Below are 17,213 nucleotides of genomic sequence, written 5' to 3'. Positions count from 1 at the left end.
CCGGTTAGCGACCGCGGACGGCGCGGGCCAGCGACCGCGCGCGTCGGTCCCGGAAGAGGTCGTCCAGCAGCACCGGCTGCCCGTCGCCGTCCGCCAGTGGCACGCGCCAGTTCGGGTACTGCTCGTCGGTGCCCGGCTGGTTGATGGCGCGGCGGTCCCCTACCGCGTCGGCCAGCGAGACCCCGAGCAGCCGCGACGGCGTCCAGGTCAGGAACCGGTGCAGCGCCTCCACGGTCTCGCGCTCCCCCGCACCAGGAGCGAGCAGGCCGCGCGCGACCAGCATCGACAGCACCGAGGCCCGCTCGGCCTCGTCGATCTCGCGCTCCTGCTCCACCGGCCGGGTGAGCAGCCCCAGGGACTCGCGCAGGTCGACGTGCACGCCGGCCAGGTACCCGGCAGTCGGCGGCAGGTCGTGCGTGGTGACGGTCGCCAGGCAGAGCTCGCGCCACGACTCCGGCGGCAGCGGCTCGCCGTCACCGTCCTTCTCGAACCACAGGATCGACGTCCCGAGCACGCCGCGCTCGGTCAGGTAGCTGCGCACCCACGGCTCGACGACGCCCAGGTCCTCTCCGATCACCACCGAGCCGGCGCGGTACGCCTCCAGCGCGAGGATGCCGACCAGCGCCTCGTGGTCGTAGCGGACGTAGGTGCCCTCGGTGGGCGGGTGCCCCTCCGGCACCCACCACAGGCGGAACAGCCCGAGAACGTGGTCCACCCGGACCCCGCCGGCGTGCCGCAGCACGGTGCGCAGCATGTCCCGGTACGGCGCGTAGCCCAGCTCTGCGAGCCGGTCCGGCCGCCAGGGCGGCTGCGACCAGTCCTGACCCTGCTGGTTGAAGGCGTCCGGCGGGGCCCCGACCGACACGCCGCGGGCCAGCGCCGACCCCAGACCCCACACGTCGGCGCCCTCGGGGTGGACGCCGACTGCCAGATCGTGCACGACCCCGAGCGACATCCCGGCCGCGCGTGCGCGGCGGTGGGCCGTCGCGAGCTGCTCGTCGGCCACCCACTGCAGCCAGCAGTGGAAGTCGACCCGGTCGGCGAGGCGGTCACGCTCGGCCGCCACCGCGTCGGACGTCGGGTCGTGCAGCTCCTCGGGCCAGCTGGCCCATGGCAGGCCGTGCTCCTCGGCGAGCGCGGACCAGGTCGCGAAGTCGAGCAGCCCCTGCCCTTGCTCGACCAGGAAGCGCTCGTACTCGCGCTCGCGACCCAACGTGCGTCCGGCTTCGAAGACCTGCCCCAGGGCCGACCGCTTGGCCTGCCACGCGGCGTCCCGGTCGAGGGAGTCCGCTGCGTTGGCCAGCTGCGCCTGGTCGGCCTGCCACTCGATGAGCTGGCGCTGGGCCGACGACATGGACGCGACCTCGGGCACTGCCTCGACCCGGATGTAGAGCGGGTTGACGAACCGCCGGGTGGTCGGCAGGTACGGCGAGGGCTCCATCTCGCCCACCGGCTCGGCGGCGTGCAAGGGGTTGGTCAGCACGAAGTCGGCGCCCAGGTCGCTGGCGCTCCACACGGCGAGCTCAGCGAGGTCGTCCAGGTCGCCGATCCCCCACGACCGGCTGGACCGCACGGAGTACAGCTGCGTCATGAAGCCCCAGGCGCGGCCGTCGCCGGTCAGCGGCTCGGGCAGCTCGAGCACGTCCGGCGTGACCACCAGCGGGCAGGACGTCGTCCGGCCACCGGCCCGGGCGATCAGCTTGTGCCAACCCAGGGGGACGTCCGCTGGCACCTCGAAGGTCGCCTCACCGATCTGCGCCCCGTCCACCACGCGCGGCTCGACCCAGTGGTCGCGCTGGGCCAGGTCGCGCCGGCCACCACCCTCGAGCTCGACCCAGGCCTGCACCGCGCTGCCGTGCGGCACGTGCACCGGGATCCACGGCTTCCACCCGCTGCGGCACACCACGACCGGCGGCAGCACCCGCCGCCACGGCTGTTCCTGCGCCACGTGCAGCGCCTGCAGCGCCTCGGCGTCGGTGCTCGCCTCGACGCCCAGCGCGCCGAGCACCGCCCGAACGGTCGATGCCGGCACCAGCACGTGCTCGCCCGTCCAGCTCCAGTACTCGGTCGCCACCCCGAAGTGGCGGGCGAGATCGACCAGCTCGCGGCTGGGAGGGTCGAGCGGGGCGTCGGTCACAGGGGCTCACAGGCTCGGGTTCGGTCCGGGGGAAGGGCGGTGCGACGTCCGATCCTGCCACGTAGGCTGCCCGCCATGGCCTCGACCGCACCCCAGCTGACCTCGCAGTACCCGACCGCGGAGCGTCAGGACATCCTCGAACGCCTGCCGGAGAACGAACCGAAGTACGAGGTGGCCGACCCGTACCGCTGGCTGGAGGACGACACGAGCCCGGCCACCAGCGACTGGTCACGCGCCCAGGACGAGCTGCTTGCCGAGCACCGGGCTTTGTGGGCCGGGCGCGACCACGCGCGCACGCGGGTCACCGAGCTGCTCGGCGCGGGCGTGGTCAGCGCCCCGGCCTGGCGCCGCGAGCGCCAGTTCGTGATCCGCCGGGTCGCCGGGCAGGAGCACGCCGTGCTGCTCACCGTTGACCCCGACGGCAGCGAGCGGGTGCTGCTGGACCCCATGCAGATCGACCCGAGCGGCGCCACCACGCTGGACAGCTGGCAGCCCAGCAAGGAGGGCGTGCTCCTGGCCTACCAGCTGAGCGAGGGCGGCCGCGAGGAGTCCGTGCTGCGAGTGCTGGACGTCGCGACCGGCGAGCTGGTGGACGGCCCGATCGACCGCGCCCGGTACTCCCCGGTGGCCTGGCTGCCGGGCGGGCAGGAGTTCTACTACGTGCGCCGGATCGACACTGCCCACCTGCCGGCCGACGAGCAGCAGTACCACCGCCGGGTCTGGCTGCACCGGGTCGGCACCAGCGCGGACGACGACGTGCTGGTGTTCGGGGAGGGACTCGAGAAGACCAACTACTACGGCGTCTCGGTGTCGATGGACGGACGCTGGCTGTCGGTCACCGCCTCGGCCGGGACGGCGCCGCGCAACGACCTGTGGCTGGCCGACCTGCGGGCGAGCTCGCCGCAGGCGCCTGAGCTGGTGGTCGTGCAGTCCAGCGAGATCGACGCGCAGACCAGCCTGTCCGTCGGGCGGGACGGTCGCGGCTACGTCTTCACCGACCGGGACGCCCCCCGCGGGCGGATCGCGGTGGTCGACCCGAGCGCTCCGGCGTACGAGAACTGGGTGGACCTGATCGCCCAGGACGACGAGGCCGTGCTCGAGGGCTTCGCGATCCTGGACGGGCCCCAGCTCGCGACCCCGCGCTGCGTGGTCGCCTGGACACGGCACGCGGTGAGCGAGCTGACCCTGCACGACCTGGCCACCGGTGAGCGGGTCGGCGCGGTGCCGCTGCCCGGCGTGGGATCGGTGGGTGCCATCACCGAGCACCCCGAGGGCGGGCACGAGGCCTGGATCGGTTACACCGACTCGGTCACCCCGAGCAGCGTGCTGCGCTTCGACGCCCTGACCGGCGAGAGCACGACCTGGGCGACCGCGCCGGGGTCGGTCGAGGTGCCCGAGGTGAGCACCCAGCAGCTCGTCTACCGCAGCGGCGACGGTACCGAGGTCCACCTGCTGGTCGTGTCGCCGACCGCCGAGCCGGACCGGCCGCGGCCGACGATCCTGTACGGCTACGGGGGTTTCGGCCTACCGATGACGCCTGGCTACTCGGCCGGGATCCTGGCCTGGGTCGAGGCGGGCGGCGTGTACGCCGTCGCCGGGCTGCGCGGCGGCGGCGAGGAGGGCGAGGACTGGCATCGCGCCGGGATGCTGGGGAACAAGCAGAACGTCTTCGACGACTTCCACGCCGCCGCGGAGTTCCTGGTCGCACAGGGCTGGACGACGACCGAGCAGCTCTCGATCAGCGGTGGTTCCAACGGCGGGTTGCTGGTCGGCGCCGCGATCACCCAGCGGCCTGAGCTGTTCGCGGCGGCCGTGTGCTCGGTTCCGTTGCTGGACATGGTGCGCTACGAGCGGTTCGGCCTGGGCGCGACGTGGGCCAGCGAGTACGGCAAGGCGGACGACGCCCAGGAGCTGGGCTGGCTGCTCGGCTACTCGCCGTACCACCGGGTCGTCGAGGGCACCCGCTACCCGGCGACGCTGTTCACGGTGTTCGCCGGCGACACCCGGGTCGACCCGCTGCACGCGCGCAAGCTGGCTGCGGCACTGCAGCACGCGACGTCCGCGGCGGTCGACGACGCGCCGGTCCTGGTCCGCGCTGAGGCGAACGTCGGGCACGGCGGCCGGGCGATCTCCCGGTCGGTGGAGCTCACTGCGGACTCTTTGGCGTTCGCCGCGCACCACACGGGACTTTCACTGGGCTGACACGCCGCTGCTCGGTCCTTCACGGCGAGGCACGTAGCCTGGGAGGCTGCCCTCGCCGGGGGACGACGACCAGGAGGACCGGACACCTGTGCACAGCCAGCTCATCGCCCTGACCGCCGCAGAAGCCCAGAAGCTGCCCGACTGGCTCAGCCAGACCGTGCTGCCGTCAGCCGGACGGATCCTGGGAATCCTGCTGGTCGCCACGATCGTGCGCTTCGTGCTGCTGCGCGTCCTGCGCCGCGTGATCAACGGCACCGTGAAGTCCACCGTCGGCGAGAAGCTGGCGGAGAACCGCGCCACCCGGGTGCTGGCCAGCGCCACCGGCGCGCTGAACGAGCGGCGCCGGCAGCGGACCGAGACTCTCGGTTCGGTGCTCAGCAGCATCATCACCGGCGTGGTCTACGGCATCGCGCTGCTGATGATCCTGTCCGAGCTCGGCTTCAACCTGGCCCCCGTGCTGGCCTCGGCCGGAGTGGCCGGGGTGGCGCTCGGCTTCGGTGCGCAGAGCCTGGTCAAGGACTTCCTGTCGGGCATCTTCATGCTGCTGGAGGACCAGTACGGCGTGGGCGACCTGATCGACACCGGCGAGGCGGTCGGCACGGTCGAGGAGGTCACGCTGCGGATCACCAAGCTTCGCGACGGCAGCGGGGTCGCCTGGTACGTGCGCAACGGCGAGATCGTCCGGGTGGCCAACAAGAGCCAGGGCTGGTCCACCGCGATCGTGGATATCCCGGTTGCGTACACCGAGGACATTGAGCGGGCCAGCTCGCTGATCGCTGAGGTGGTGCACGCCCTGTACCTGGACGAGGCGTTCTCGGGCGTGCTGCTGGACGAGCCGACAGTGGCCGGCGTCGAGCAGATCACCGGCTCGACCGTGACGGTCCGGGTGATCGCCAAGACCGAGCCCAACGAGCAGTGGGGCGTGCAGCGAGCGATCCGCGAGCGGGTCAAGGTGGCCTTCGACGCAGCCGGGGTGCAGGCGCCGGTCGTCTACCCGCCGGTACCAGGCGCTCCGTCGTCCGGCACCATCACCGGCACCGTCTGAACCCTTGCTCCCCCCAACCTGCTTTGCTCCGCCCAACCCGCTCGCCACGGCCTGCGCAGCGGGTTGAGCTGAGCAAGCTCGTTGCGCAAGCGGGGCGTGCACTGCGGCGATAGCGCTCGGCGGGCAAGGTTGAGCCATGGCTCGCATCGCCCTCGTGACCGGCGCCACCGGGTACATCGGCGGCCGCCTGGTGCCCGAGCTGCTGGCTGCCGGCTTCGCCGTCCGCTGTCTGGTCCGCACGCCGAGCAAGCTGCGCGACCAGCCGTGGAGCCAGGACGTCGAGATCGTGCCCGGCGACGTCGGCGACCCGGACGCCGTCCGGCGGGCCGTCGCGGGGGCCGACGTCGCGTACTACCTGGTGCACAGCCTGGGCAGCGGCAAGTCCTTCGAGCGCCGCGACCGTGACCTGGCCCGCGCCTTCGTCCGTGGTGCGCGCTCGGGCGGCGCAGGTCGGCTGGTCTACCTCGGCGGTCTCTACCCGGACGTCGCGGACCTCTCGCCACACCTGGACTCGCGAAAGGAGGTCGGGGAGATCCTGCTCGACTCCGGCGTGCCGACTGCGGTACTGCGCGCCGCAGTGATCCTCGGCTCGGGTTCGGCGTCCTTCGAGATGCTGCGGTACCTGACCGAGCGGCTGCCGGTGATGCTCACCCCGCGCTGGGTGGACAACCGCATCCAGCCGATCGCCGTCCGGGACGTCCTGAGGTACCTGGTCCGCGCCGCCGACCTGCCGGACGACGTCAGCCGCGGTTTCGACATCGGCGGGCCGGACGTGCTGACCTACCGGCAGATGATGCGCCGGTACGCGAACGTGGCCGGGCTGCCGCGCCGCTCGATCTGGGGGGTCAACGTGCTGACGCCCAGGCTGTCCAGCCACTGGGTCGGTCTCGTGACTCCCGTGCCGAACAGCATCGCCCGGCCACTGGTCGAGTCGCTGGTGCACGAGGTGGTCTGCAAGGAGCACGACGTGGCCGAGTACGTGCCGGACCCGCCGGAGGGGCTGGTCGGCTTCGACCAGGCCGTCGAGCTGGCGCTGGCGAAGGTACAGGCGTACGACGTGGCGACGACCTGGTCATCGGCCAGTACGCCCGGGGCCCCGAGCGACCCGCTACCCACCGACCCGGACTGGGCCGGCGGCACCCTCTACGTCGACGACCGCAGCGTTCGCGTGGCCGCCGACCGCGTCTCGCTGTGGTCGGTGATCGAGGGCATCGGCGGCCGGAACGGTTGGTACAGCTGGCCTCTGGGCTGGTGGGCCCGCGGCGTGCTGGACCGGATCAGCGGCGGCCCCGGCCTACGCCGCGGTCGCCGCAACCCCTACGACCTGGCGGTCGGCGACGCCCTCGACTGGTGGCGGGTCGAGGAGCTCGACGACCTGTCGCTGCTGCGACTGCGCGCCGAGATGCGGGTGCCCGGCCTGGCCTGGCTCGAGCTCATCGCCGGCGACGACCCGGACGGCGGCTCGACCTTCCGGCAGCGCGCCATCTTCGCCCCGCGTGGGCTGGCCGGGCAGGCCTACTGGTTGGCGGTCAAGCCCTTCCACGGCATCGTCTTCGGCGGCATGCAGCGCGGCATCGCGGCAGCCGCCGAGGCTGCGGCGAACCAGGCGGATGAATCCGCGGCGAAATGGCGCCGGTCGGGCAACCTTCCGGGCACCCTGGGTGGTCGTCAGGGCTGAAGGGCTCCGACCGAGAGCTCGCAGCAGCCCGGAGGCGACGTGGACGCAGGCTTCGAGGCCTACGTGGTGGCCCGTGGCGACGCGCTGCACCGGACGGCGTACCTGCTGACCCGCGACCACGCGCTGGCCGAGGACCTCGTGCAGACGGCGCTGGCCAAGGCGTGGCCGGCCTGGGGCCGGATCCAGACGCAGCCGGACGCCTACGTGCGCAAGGTGATCGTCAACACCTTCGCCACCTGGTGGCGCCGGCGCTGGAACGGCGAACGCCCCACCGAGACCCTGCCGGACGTCGCCTCCGCCGACCACGGTGAGGCGGTCGCCATCCGAACCGGGCTGTTGGACGCGCTGGCCCGGCTCCCGCGACGCCAACGCGCGGTCATCGTCCTGCGCTACTTCGAGGACCTCACCGAGGCCCAGACCGCCGACGTCCTCGACGTCAGCGTCGGCACCGTGAAGTCCCAGACGTCCAAGGCGCTCGCCCATTTGCGCGTGTCCCCAGCCCTCGCCGAGTCCACCGCCGGCCAGGGCGTCGAGATCGAGGAGCTGTCATGAGCCTGAGCACCGAGGAGCTGCGCGCCGCGCTCGACGAGGCGTCCAGCGCGCCGTACGACGCGGCGTCCTCCGCGCGGCTGGCGGGGGTCCGCGCCCGGGTCCAGCGCCGCCAGCGCACTCGGGCCGCGGCCGCCGCCGGCGTGGGGGTGCTGGCCGTCGTTACCGCCGTCGCCGTCGCCGCGAACGTGAGCGCCGGCGGCGGCCGCTCGCCGCTCACCCCGGCGACATCGTCCACACCGTCCACCGCAACCGCGGCGCTCGCGCCGCTGCCCCTGCTCTACCGCGGGCAGGACGTCGTCGCCGAGCTCACCGGCACGTACGGCGAGACCCCGGCCAAGCTGGTCACGTTTCCGGCCGGCACGGGCGGTGCGATCGTCGTCCGGTGCGCCGCACTGAAGGGCGCCGTGCTGGACGAGAACACGGCGGTCATCGTGACAGCCGAGTTCTTGGGAGACGACGAGGCGCCCGCCCCGGCCTCCATTACCTGCGCACCCGACGGTGAGCCGGCCGACAGCGACATCCTGGGCACCGTCGACCTGAAGGCCGGCGCGACGCTGCGGCTGCAGGCTAGGTTCGACCGGCCGGTGCCGGCAGGGTCCACGTTCTCGGTCGCGTTGCTGGGCGGCGACGACGTCATCGACCTGTCGCCGCTGCGGGCGGCGCCGAAGGGCTACACGTTCATGAACTCGTTCGCGCTCTCGAACGGCTGGCTGTACGCCTCGGGGACGGCGGACAGCAGCGCCGAGACGCCGGCCGGCAACGAGGTCCTGAACGGCGCCGAGATCGCCATGGCGGACAAGCGCTCCGTGCACCTGCTGGTGTACTGCATCGGGCGCCAGCAGCTCGTCGCGGACCTCGGGGACGGCGAGCAACAGACGGTGGACTGCCCGGTGGACCAGCGAGTGAGCCGGACGGTCGACCTGACCCCGCGACCGTCCGCGGAGCAGCGGCTCCGCCTGGAGGTCAGGGACGCCGATCCGGGGGCTCTGGTCGAGGTCGGCGTCTCCGCACGCTGACCCAGGCTTGCTCCCCCCAACCCGCTTTGCTCCGTGCAACAAGCGGTTCTGCTGGAGCAAAGTAGGCGGGGTGGAGCAAGCCTGGGTGCGGGGGCGGCGGGGAGGGGGCGGGCGGGTTTGAGAGACTGGCGGGGTGAGCGAGCAGCAGCAGGTCACCTTCTACGAGGAGGTGGGCGGGCACGACACCTTCGTCCGGCTCGTGCACAGCTTCTACCAGGGCGTGTCCGGCGACCCCGAGCTCCGCGCCCTCTACCCCGAGGCCGACCTCGGACCGGCTGAGGTCCGGTTCCGGATGTTCCTGGAGCAGTACTGGGGCGGCCCGACCAGCTACAGCGACCAACGCGGACACCCCCGCCTGCGGATGCGGCACCACCCGTTCGCGGTGACCGTGCAGATGCGCGACCGCTGGCTGCACCACATGCGCGAGGCCATCGACGAGGTCGCGCTGGCCCCGGTGCACGAGGCGATCCTGTGGGACTACCTCGAGCGGGCCGCGCACTCCCTGGTCAACACCCCCGGCTGAACGGCCCGCCCGACTCGACCACGGAGTGGACAAGCGCTTTCACCTTCGGCGCCGTGAGGTCGTAGCCTGTTTCGGTGACTTCTGAGCCCCTCACCAAGCGCGCCGACCACCCGCTCACCGCCCCGGGCCACGAGTGGTGGCGCAGCGCCGTGATCTACCAGGTCTACCCACGCTCCTTCGCCGACTCGGACGGCGACGGCATCGGCGACCTGCCGGGCATCACGGCTCGCCTGCCGCACCTGGTCGAGCTCGGCGTGGACGCGCTGTGGCTCTCGCCGTTCTACCGCTCGCCGCAGGCGGACGCTGGGTACGACGTGTCCGACTACCGCGCGGTGGACCCGGTGTTCGGTGACCTCGCGGACGCCGACGCGCTGGTCGCGCGGGCGCACGAGCTCGGCCTGCGGGTGATCGTCGACATCGTGCCGAACCACACCAGCGACGAGCACGACTGGTTCCAGGCCGCGCTGGCGGCCGGACCGGGCAGCGAGCAACGCGCCCGCTATCTCTTCCGCGACGGCCTCGGCGAGCACGGCGAGCTGCCGCCGAACCGCTGGCGGTCGGTCTTCGGCGGCCCGGCCTGGACTCGGGTCGCCGAGGCGGACGGCAGCCCCGGGCAGTGGTACCTGCACCTGTTCGACGTCAAGCAGCCGGACCTGGACTGGACGAACCCGCAGGTGCACGAGGAGTTCGTCTCGGTGCTGCGGTTCTGGTTGGACCATGGCGTCGACGGCTTCCGGATCGACGTCGCGCACGGCCTGGTCAAGGCTGAGGGCCTGCCGGACTGGGAGCACGAGCCGGAGATGCTCGAGGGCACCGACTCGAGGTTCTCCCGCCCGCCCTACTGGGACCAGCCGGGTGTGCACGACATCTACCGCGAGTGGCACCAGGTGGTCGCCCAGTACGCGGGCGACCGGGTGCTCGTCGCCGAGGCGTGGGTCACCCCCGCGGCCCGGATCGCCGACTACGTGCGACCCGACGAGCTGCACCAGTCGTTCAACTTCCCCTACCTGGTCACCGCGTGGGAGGGTCCGGCGCTGCGCGAGGTGATCACCGAGTCCCTCGAGGCGATGGGTTCGGTGGGTGCCCCGGCGACCTGGGTGCTGAGCAACCACGACGTGCTCCGGCATGTGACCCGCTTCGGTTTCGAAGCGGGCACCGCGCTCCCCAACGGCATCGGGCTGGCGGACTCCCAGCCCAACCACGAGGTCGGCCTGCGCCGCGCCCGGGCGGCCACCATGCTGATGCTCGCACTGCCCGGCAGCTGCTACCTGTACCAGGGCGAGGAGCTCGGCCTACCCGAGCACACGACCCTGCCGGACGACGTCCGGCAGGACCCGACCTGGGCGCGCTCGAGCCACGAGCACCGCGGCCGCGACGGCTGCCGGGTGCCGATGCCGTGGGCCGGGGACTCGCCCTCCTTCGGCTTCGGACCCAGCCACAACGCCTGGCTGCCACAGCCGTCCAGCTGGGCCGGCCTCGCGCTGGACGCCCAGCGCACCGTCCCGGGCTCGACGTACGAGACCTACCGCGGGGCGCTGCGGCTGCGCCGCGAGCACCGGCTGGGCGAGGGCGAGCTCAGCTGGGTCGACGGCTACCCCGAGCAGGTCGTCGCGCTGCGCAACGATGACGTGCTGGTCCTGGCCAACACCGGCCGGACGACGGTGCCGCTGCCCGATGGCGCGCAGCCCCTGCTGACCAGCGTGCCGGTGGACCTGTCCGCCGGGCTGCCGGCCGACGTCACGGTGTGGTTGCCGGCGCGCTGAACAGCGCGCCGAGCTCGTCCAGCAGCGGCCGCACCTCGTCCGGAGTCTGAGTCCCGGCGATCTGGTAGGTGCGCGAACCGACACTGAGCCGGTAGCTGATCTGGTCGCTGGTGGTGGTGTCCGGCGTGCTCGGCGGCAGCTTGGAAAGGTTCGCGCCCTGCACGGCGTCCGCGATGGCCCTGAGCTGGCCGGCGTCGGCGCGGCGGGTGACCGGGTCCTGGTTCTTGCGGGTGACCGTGTAGGTGCCGTCCGGCATCAGCACCAGCGCGTCGTTCATGCCGGCGATCCCCCCGGTGCGGATCAGCACGACCGGTGAGGCCAGCCCGCCTGGCTGGTTGCCGGACGTCGCGGGCAGGCTCGCGGGCGTCGAGCCTGCCGTGCCAGAGGGCTGCTCGGAGCCGCACGCACTGGCGCCGACCAGCAGTGCACCGCCGAGGAGCGCGGCGGCCAGACGGGCCAGCGGTGGCGTGGCTCTCACGTCGAGTCGCATGGTGATGGGACGCCGGCAGACGCCGTCCGGTTCCACCCGATATCGGTGGACCTCAGGGGTTCAGGTGACCGCGGTGGCCGAGGCGGACAGATCAAAGGTCCTCCTCGCCGTGTCCAGCCGCGCGGCGGCCGCAGAGGCAGAGACCGGGATCGTGCGTTGCACCGACGCCAACGCGGTCGCGAAGCCAGCGGCCCTCCCGTCGTCGATCAGCGCGGTCCACTGGTCGCTGTCACGCGGCGTCGCGAAGTACTCGTAGGTGGTCGCGAGGAACGCAGCGTAGACGTCCAGCACCGCGGCACGGTCGCCGGCCAGGCGTCCCAGCACGTCTCTTACCGTGGACGCTTCCAGCCGGGGGCCGGCCTCCAGGACGTCGCGCAGCGCGAGCAGCTGGTCTGAGCCGACGTGGTTCGACCCCGTCCGCAGTGCGGCGTCCAGTGCACCGATCAGCTCGCTGCGGGTCAACGCGCCGGCCAGGTCCGCGATGCCCACCGGCGACGTGTCGGCCCGGCGTATTCCGACGCAGAACCGCGCGCTGCGGATGAGGTCCCTGGGGAGTCCTCCCGAGACGCAGTGGCAGAGCAGACCCACCGGTACCGGGAAGTCCAGCACCCGACGTTCCAGCAGGGCGAGCGAGTCGTGGGCACTCAACGGCTTGACCTCCAGCACGACGTCGAACGTGGAGTCGAAGACGTCGCGCACCTCCAGCCCGCGCAACGCGTAACCGGCGAGGGCCTCCTCGGACACCGACACGACGAAGTGCGTGCCGTCGATGTGCAGCAGGTCCTTGGCACCGTTGACGAGCTCGACGGCCTTCTGCGGGTCGGAGATCTTGTCGAGCTCGTCGACCGTCACCACGAGCGGCTGCACACCGTCGAGCTGCCCGTACTCGCGCGCGAACCTGCGAAACGCGTCGACGGCGTCCGGGTGGGACAGCTCGCGCTCCTCGACAGTGCGTCCGGTGCTGCTCTCGAACGTCGCCTTGGCCAGCGGCAGCGACCACCTGTGGCTGGTCTGCAGGGTGCTGCGGTACGTCAGCCACCGCAGCTGGCGTTCGGCGAGCTGGCGCGCCGACCCGGGGCTGCCCTGCTCGGCGCGTTCGCGGACCTCCTCGTCCCACCACCGCAGCCCCAACGGGACCGACACGAGGACCGCGATCGAGGCCATCAGCACCAGGAGGCCGTTCGAGACGTCGTGCGGCAGGACGAACGCGAACGGGTCGTCCGGCATGATCAGGTCGACTGCACCGAGCAGCAGCAGGAACGCGACCGCGATCCCGATGCCCGGCGCCGCTCGGCGCAGCCGACCCCGGCTCGCGGGGGGCTCGGGTGGCTGGCTGTCCCGCACCGCCTGCGCCACCTGGACGTGCACGTGGTGGACGAAGTCCGCCGCGGAGTAGTACACCGGCACGGGTACGTAGACCACGACGTGGTCGGGCAGGTCGCTGGGCAGTCGGCGCATGATGGTCGTCTTGCCGACCCCGCGCGGCCCGGCGATGCCGATGGCGGTCGTACGGTGCTCGCGGATGAGATCCTCGACCTCGAGCTGGGTGCGCCCCGGGATCGTGTCCTTCGCATAGTCCTGTTCGACGAGCTGCGGGGCCGTGGTCGTGGTCAGGCTCACCACGGACCGGACGGTGATGAACTCCTCGCTGTTGGCCAGCCGTCGGGCCAACCCTTCCACCCGCAGCTGAAGCGCGGCCCGCGCGACAGACTCCAGCTGCTGCACGGCGGCCGCGCAGCGGTGCGCAGGTCGTCGGATGCGACGAGCGGCGAAGGTGTAGACCCCGGCGATCACGGCCATCAGGAACCAGAACGCGAAGAGCGTGCTGAGCGCGTCGCCGGCAAGGTCCTCCTTGGCGTCGCCCGGCAGCAGGATCGCGCCAGTGGGATCCCAGCCCAGGCGGAGGCCCGCCTTCGCGTAGAACGCCCCGTACAACCCGATGAGCGCGTAGACCAGGCAGAACGTGAGCGGCAGTCCGAAGACGACCCGGAGCACTGTGAGCCATCGCCGCTCGCGGGACCTGGCCGCAGCCAGGTTGGCGAGCGCTGACTCCACGGCCGCCCGCTCGGCGCGCTGCTGCTGGGACAAGTCGGGGACGTGCTCCAGGACCCGGGCGGTCAGGCGGGTGGGATCCGGGAACGCCGCACGCAGATCGGGGCTGGCCAGGGTCTGCGCCAACGCGGCCGAGACGTCAGCGGCGAAGCCGTCCGCCTCCGGCGTGGGGACTGCTGGTGGTCGACCATCCATGATGGGCTCCCCTGGGCTGCCCCGACGGCAGCCGCCTGGAGTCTAGCGAGGCAGGGCAGGATCCGGCTGAGCCGGATCCTGCCCTGCCCGGGGCGCGCCGGTCAGGATGCGACGATCCCCTCGCCACCCGCCGCGCCGGGAACCAGGACCGACCCGAGCGGGCGCAGGCCGCCGTCCGAAGCGACCCGGAAAGCGTCGACCCCGCCTGCTGCGCCGGTCTGCACGTACAGGTACCGGCCGTTCGAGGTCGTTGCCGCGTCGACGGTGCCGCCACCCGTGCTGGTGTTGCCGAGCAGGACCAGCGCGCCGGGACCCTCGATCCGGAACCCGCTCACCGTGGCGCTGCCGGCGTTGGAGGCGTACAGGTTCCGCCCGCTGCGGACGATCCAGCAGGTCGCTGCCTGACCGGTCGCAGCCCGACCGAGCAGCGTGAGCGTGCCGTCGCGCTCGACCCGGAACGTGGCAACCGCGTTGGTACCGGCCTCGGCCACCACGACCCGGCCGTGGTGGTCGAACGTCATCGCGAACGGCACTGCATCCGGGTCCGGGGTGAGCACAGGCTGCGCGGACGGCGCCCCGCTCGCGGCCAGCCGGAAGACCTCGAACGCGCTGCCGTTGGCCTTCGTCGTCACCACCAGGGCCCGTCCGTCGGGCGTGATCGCTGCCTGGCCGGGCGTGTGGGTGAACTCGGGAGTGGCGCTCGGGTCGAGCCCGAGGTCGCGGTGCCAGGCATTCACCCGGTGCAGCCGCCCGCCGTTCAGCCGGTAGCCCTGCACCGAGCCGCCGCCACGCGCGTTCAGCACGTACACGAGGTCCCCGCGCACGCTCAGGCTGACCGGGAACTCACCGCCGGAAGCGATCACCTGCCGACGCGCGAGCCGGTCGCCGTGCACGGCGAAGACGGTGACCGAGTTGCTGCCCGCGTTCACCGCGAGCAGCAGACCGTGCGCCTTGTCCAGGGCGAGGGAGCCCTGGGAGGCGAGGTGGTCGACGACCGAGCCGTCCAGCACGCCGCCACGTCCGCCGGTGCGGTACGTCCCGGCCTGGCGCAGGGTGCCGTCCGCACGCCGCGCATAGGCGACCACGGTGTTCGCGTCCGGGTCGTCGGACTGGACGAAGACGGCTCCGGCTGCGCGGTGGGACGACGTCGGGCTCGTCGACGCCGGGGCGGCGACGGCGGGCCCGGCGACGGCGGCGACGGCGGCCAGCGAGACGGTCGCTGCGCCGGCGAGTCGAACGAGGGTCTTCATGGGAGCTCCTCACGAGGATCGGATGGATACCTCGTTGGCGTCCGCGGACGCGCCCGTCTTACCTCTCGTCCGGAACTTTCCTCACCGCGGCCAGCAGCCCGTCGAAGTCCTCACCGCACGGCCCGCACGCCTCCAGGTGCGCGGCCAGCCCGGCGAACTGCTGCCGAGCGTGCTGCGGGTCGGCGGTCACCAGCTCGACGTAGAGGTGCATGACCTTCATCGCCTCGTCGCACCCCACGTCGTGCGGGTCGGTGCGCAGGAAGCGCTCGAGGGCGGACCATCCACTCACGGCCTCCTCGGTAGGGCTCGCCAGGTGGCCGTCGGCGACGAGCGCGGCGCGCAGCTTGCGACGCGCGTCGAACAGGGTCTTGTAGAGCGCGTTCCGGCTGGTGCTGAGCTCCAGCGCCAAGGTGTCCATGGGCTCGTCGTTCAGCACCACGGCCACGAACACCCGCCGCTGGCGTTCGGTGAGCTGCTGCTCCACCGCCCGACGCAGCGCGGCCAGCAGCTCGCGCCACTGCGCCTCCTGGTCGGGCTGGAAGCCGAACCGGGCCGGCAGCTGCGCCCACTGCTCATCCGCCAGCCGGGCACCGGGGCGCGCCCAGAAGTGCCGGGCGACCTTGGCCGAGACCTCGAACACCGCGAACGCGTAGGCCCACGTGGTGAACCGGCTCTCCCCGCGGAACTGGCTCAGCTTGGCGGTCACCGCGATCGTCGCGTCCGCCGCCGCCTGGTAGGCGATGTCGTCCAGCTCGGGACCGGACAGGTCCAGCCGGTGGCCGCGCCGGTGCACCTCCCGGGTGGACACCCGGACCAGCAGGGCGTGCAGCCGGCGGACGGCCTCCTCGCGCTGGCGGCCGTCGCCCGCGAGCTCGTGCAGCCATCGGGCGGACTCCTCGTCCAGCGGCCGCCGACGGGCAGGGCCGGCTCGGCCTCTGAGCAGCGGCGTCACGACTCTCCTCGGCGCACCCGTCCAGCGGCCCGTCCAGCACCGGACGCCGCACGACCAGCTCCGAGTAGCTCACGATCCTTGGACTCGGCGAACGGTCCGTCGGGGACGACGACCAAGTACCTCATGTGACCCTCCCCTGTCGACCTTGATCGTAGGGACCGGATCCTCAGGTTCCACCATGTGAACCATCTGCCCTCCCCGTTCGTCTACTCGGTGATGTCCGTCGTCAGCGGCAGTGCCCGGCGGCGCTGGGCCGCCGTCGGCGCCTGCGCCGTGCTGACGTCGCTGCTCGCGACGTCCGGCCCGCGCGCGGTGGACCTGCTGTCCGGTCCGAACGGCACCGCCGGGCAGGGGCCGCAGGAGCTCGTCCGGCGCGCGCTCGCGGTCGACGTGCCCTACAGCGCATCCAGCCAAAGCCGCGGCACCCTGGGGCTGCCGGACATCCCCGGCCTGGGCGACGTCGCCGACCTCCTCGGCGGCACAACCCGCGCGAGGGTCTGGTGGGACAGCCCCGAACGGTGGCGCGTGCAGGTGCTCAGCCCGACCGGTGAGCAGGACACCTACGGCACGTACGACGGCGTCGTGAGCTGGGACTACGAGCGGCACGAGCTCGCGACCACCGTCGGCGAACCCGGCGCTCGACTGCCCCGCCCGGACGATCTGACCGCGCCGGCCGTCGCACACCGCCTGCTTTCCGCCGTCGGGAGGGCCGACCGGGTCACCGGGCTGGGCGGCAGCCGGGTGGCGGGGCGGCTCGCGGACGGCGTCCGGATCGAACCCGCCGACCAGGTCAGCACCATCGGGCAGGCCGACGTGTGGGTGGACCGGGCCAGCGCCCTGCCGCTGCGGGTGCAGGTCGTCGACCGCCGCGGGGCGCTCGCACTCGACACGGAACTGGACGACGTCCGGCTGGGTGCCCAGCACGCCCGGGACGTCACGCCCCCGCTCGCACTCGGCGCCAAGCACGACGTGCGCACCGCCCCGGACCTCGCCGCGACCATCGACCAGCGCGCCCCCTGGCTGCTGCCCGACACGCTGGCCGGCCTGCCGGCCACCCGCTCGCTGCTGCAAGGCACCGCCTCGTACGGCACTGGGCTGGTGCGGTTCGCCCTCCTGCCACTGCCCGGCCGGACCGTTCGAGACGTGATCGCGAACGCCACGTCCGCCGGCAGCCCCACCTCCCAGGTGCCGGGCGGGACGGTTGCCGAGGTGAGCACCAGCCTGCTGGATGTCGTGGTGGCCCAGGGCGACGACTTCCGGCACGGGTACCTGATCGCCGGGCTGGTCGGTCCCGACCTGCTCCGGTCCGCCGCGCAGGAGCTGCTGGCCTCCCCTCCCCCGCGGCGCCTGCAGTGACC

At 72.6% G+C, this 17,213-nt stretch carries 13 protein-coding genes; 8 read left to right on the top strand and 5 right to left on the bottom strand.

Annotated elements, in window-relative coordinates; all coding sequences use genetic code 11:
• Positions 1-4: 4 nt before the first annotated feature.
• Positions 5-2,137: a 4-alpha-glucanotransferase gene (gene malQ, locus ACPPVT_RS06900; protein ID WP_426566272.1), complete on the bottom strand. Its 2,133-nt coding sequence runs from the start codon at positions 2,135-2,137 to the stop codon at positions 5-7.
• Positions 2,138-2,212: 75 nt separating this feature from the next.
• On the opposite strand from malQ, the gene ACPPVT_RS06895 reads away from it, so the two are divergent.
• The 7 genes from ACPPVT_RS06895 to ACPPVT_RS06865 all read left to right on the top strand — a co-directional run bounded on the left by ACPPVT_RS06895 (position 2,213) and on the right by ACPPVT_RS06865 (position 10,916).
• Positions 2,213-4,339, top strand: coding sequence for a prolyl oligopeptidase family serine peptidase (locus ACPPVT_RS06895; RefSeq protein WP_426566271.1), 2,127 nt, complete (start codon positions 2,213-2,215; stop codon positions 4,337-4,339).
• 88 nt (positions 4,340-4,427) lie between these two features.
• A complete protein-coding gene (locus tag ACPPVT_RS06890) occupies positions 4,428-5,384 on the top strand; it encodes a mechanosensitive ion channel family protein (RefSeq protein WP_426566270.1) in 957 nt (318 codons plus the stop codon).
• A 136-nt stretch (positions 5,385-5,520) separates the two neighbouring features.
• A complete protein-coding gene (locus tag ACPPVT_RS06885; protein WP_426566269.1) occupies positions 5,521-7,062 on the top strand; it encodes an SDR family oxidoreductase in 1,542 nt (513 codons plus the stop codon).
• 39 nt (positions 7,063-7,101) lie between these two features.
• Complete coding sequence (locus tag ACPPVT_RS06880; RefSeq protein ID WP_426566268.1) at positions 7,102-7,614, top strand: SigE family RNA polymerase sigma factor; 513 nt, start codon at positions 7,102-7,104, stop codon at positions 7,612-7,614.
• Positions 7,611-8,630: a hypothetical protein gene (locus tag ACPPVT_RS06875; RefSeq protein ID WP_426566267.1), complete on the top strand. Its 1,020-nt coding sequence runs from the start codon at positions 7,611-7,613 to the stop codon at positions 8,628-8,630. Before ACPPVT_RS06880 ends, ACPPVT_RS06875 begins: the two co-directional genes overlap by 4 nt.
• A gap of 133 nt (positions 8,631-8,763) precedes the next feature.
• Entirely contained in the window at positions 8,764-9,153 is a 390-nt protein-coding gene (locus ACPPVT_RS06870) for a globin (protein ID WP_426566266.1), read from the top strand.
• Positions 9,154-9,227: 74 nt separating this feature from the next.
• Positions 9,228-10,916, top strand: a complete 1,689-nt coding sequence (locus tag ACPPVT_RS06865) for a glycoside hydrolase family 13 protein (RefSeq protein WP_426566265.1) — start codon at positions 9,228-9,230, stop codon at positions 10,914-10,916.
• Here ACPPVT_RS06865 and ACPPVT_RS06860 read toward each other — a convergent pair.
• From ACPPVT_RS06860 to ACPPVT_RS06845, 4 genes are all read right to left on the bottom strand, one after another.
• Positions 10,891-11,394 (bottom strand): protealysin inhibitor emfourin, encoded by a 504-nt coding sequence (locus tag ACPPVT_RS06860; protein ID WP_426566264.1) that lies wholly within the window; start codon positions 11,392-11,394, stop codon positions 10,891-10,893. The two genes, ACPPVT_RS06865 and ACPPVT_RS06860, sit on opposite strands and share 26 nt — an antisense overlap.
• Before the next feature lie 72 nt (positions 11,395-11,466).
• Positions 11,467-13,653 carry a hypothetical protein gene (locus ACPPVT_RS06855; RefSeq protein WP_426566263.1) on the bottom strand — a complete coding sequence of 729 codons (2,187 nt, stop codon included), beginning with the start codon at positions 13,651-13,653 and terminating at the stop codon, positions 11,467-11,469.
• Between the two features lie 101 nt (positions 13,654-13,754).
• A complete protein-coding gene (locus ACPPVT_RS06850) occupies positions 13,755-14,903 on the bottom strand; it encodes a lactonase family protein (RefSeq protein WP_426566262.1) in 1,149 nt (382 codons plus the stop codon).
• A 58-nt stretch (positions 14,904-14,961) separates the two neighbouring features.
• Complete coding sequence (locus tag ACPPVT_RS06845; RefSeq protein WP_426566261.1) at positions 14,962-15,855, bottom strand: sigma-70 family RNA polymerase sigma factor; 894 nt, start codon at positions 15,853-15,855, stop codon at positions 14,962-14,964.
• 180 nt (positions 15,856-16,035) lie between these two features.
• Between ACPPVT_RS06845 and ACPPVT_RS06840 the strand changes: the two genes are divergently transcribed.
• Positions 16,036-17,211 carry a sigma-E factor regulatory protein RseB domain-containing protein gene (locus ACPPVT_RS06840; RefSeq protein ID WP_426566260.1) on the top strand — a complete coding sequence of 392 codons (1,176 nt, stop codon included), beginning with the start codon at positions 16,036-16,038 and terminating at the stop codon, positions 17,209-17,211.
• Positions 17,212-17,213: the final 2 nt, after the last annotated feature.

This window comes from Angustibacter sp. McL0619 (assembly GCF_049994355.1).
In the GTDB taxonomy this organism is placed as follows: Bacteria; Actinomycetota; Actinomycetes; order Actinomycetales; family Angustibacteraceae; genus Angustibacter.
Note: the sequence above shows the minus strand (reverse complement) of the source record. Positions and strands in the feature narration are given on the sequence as shown.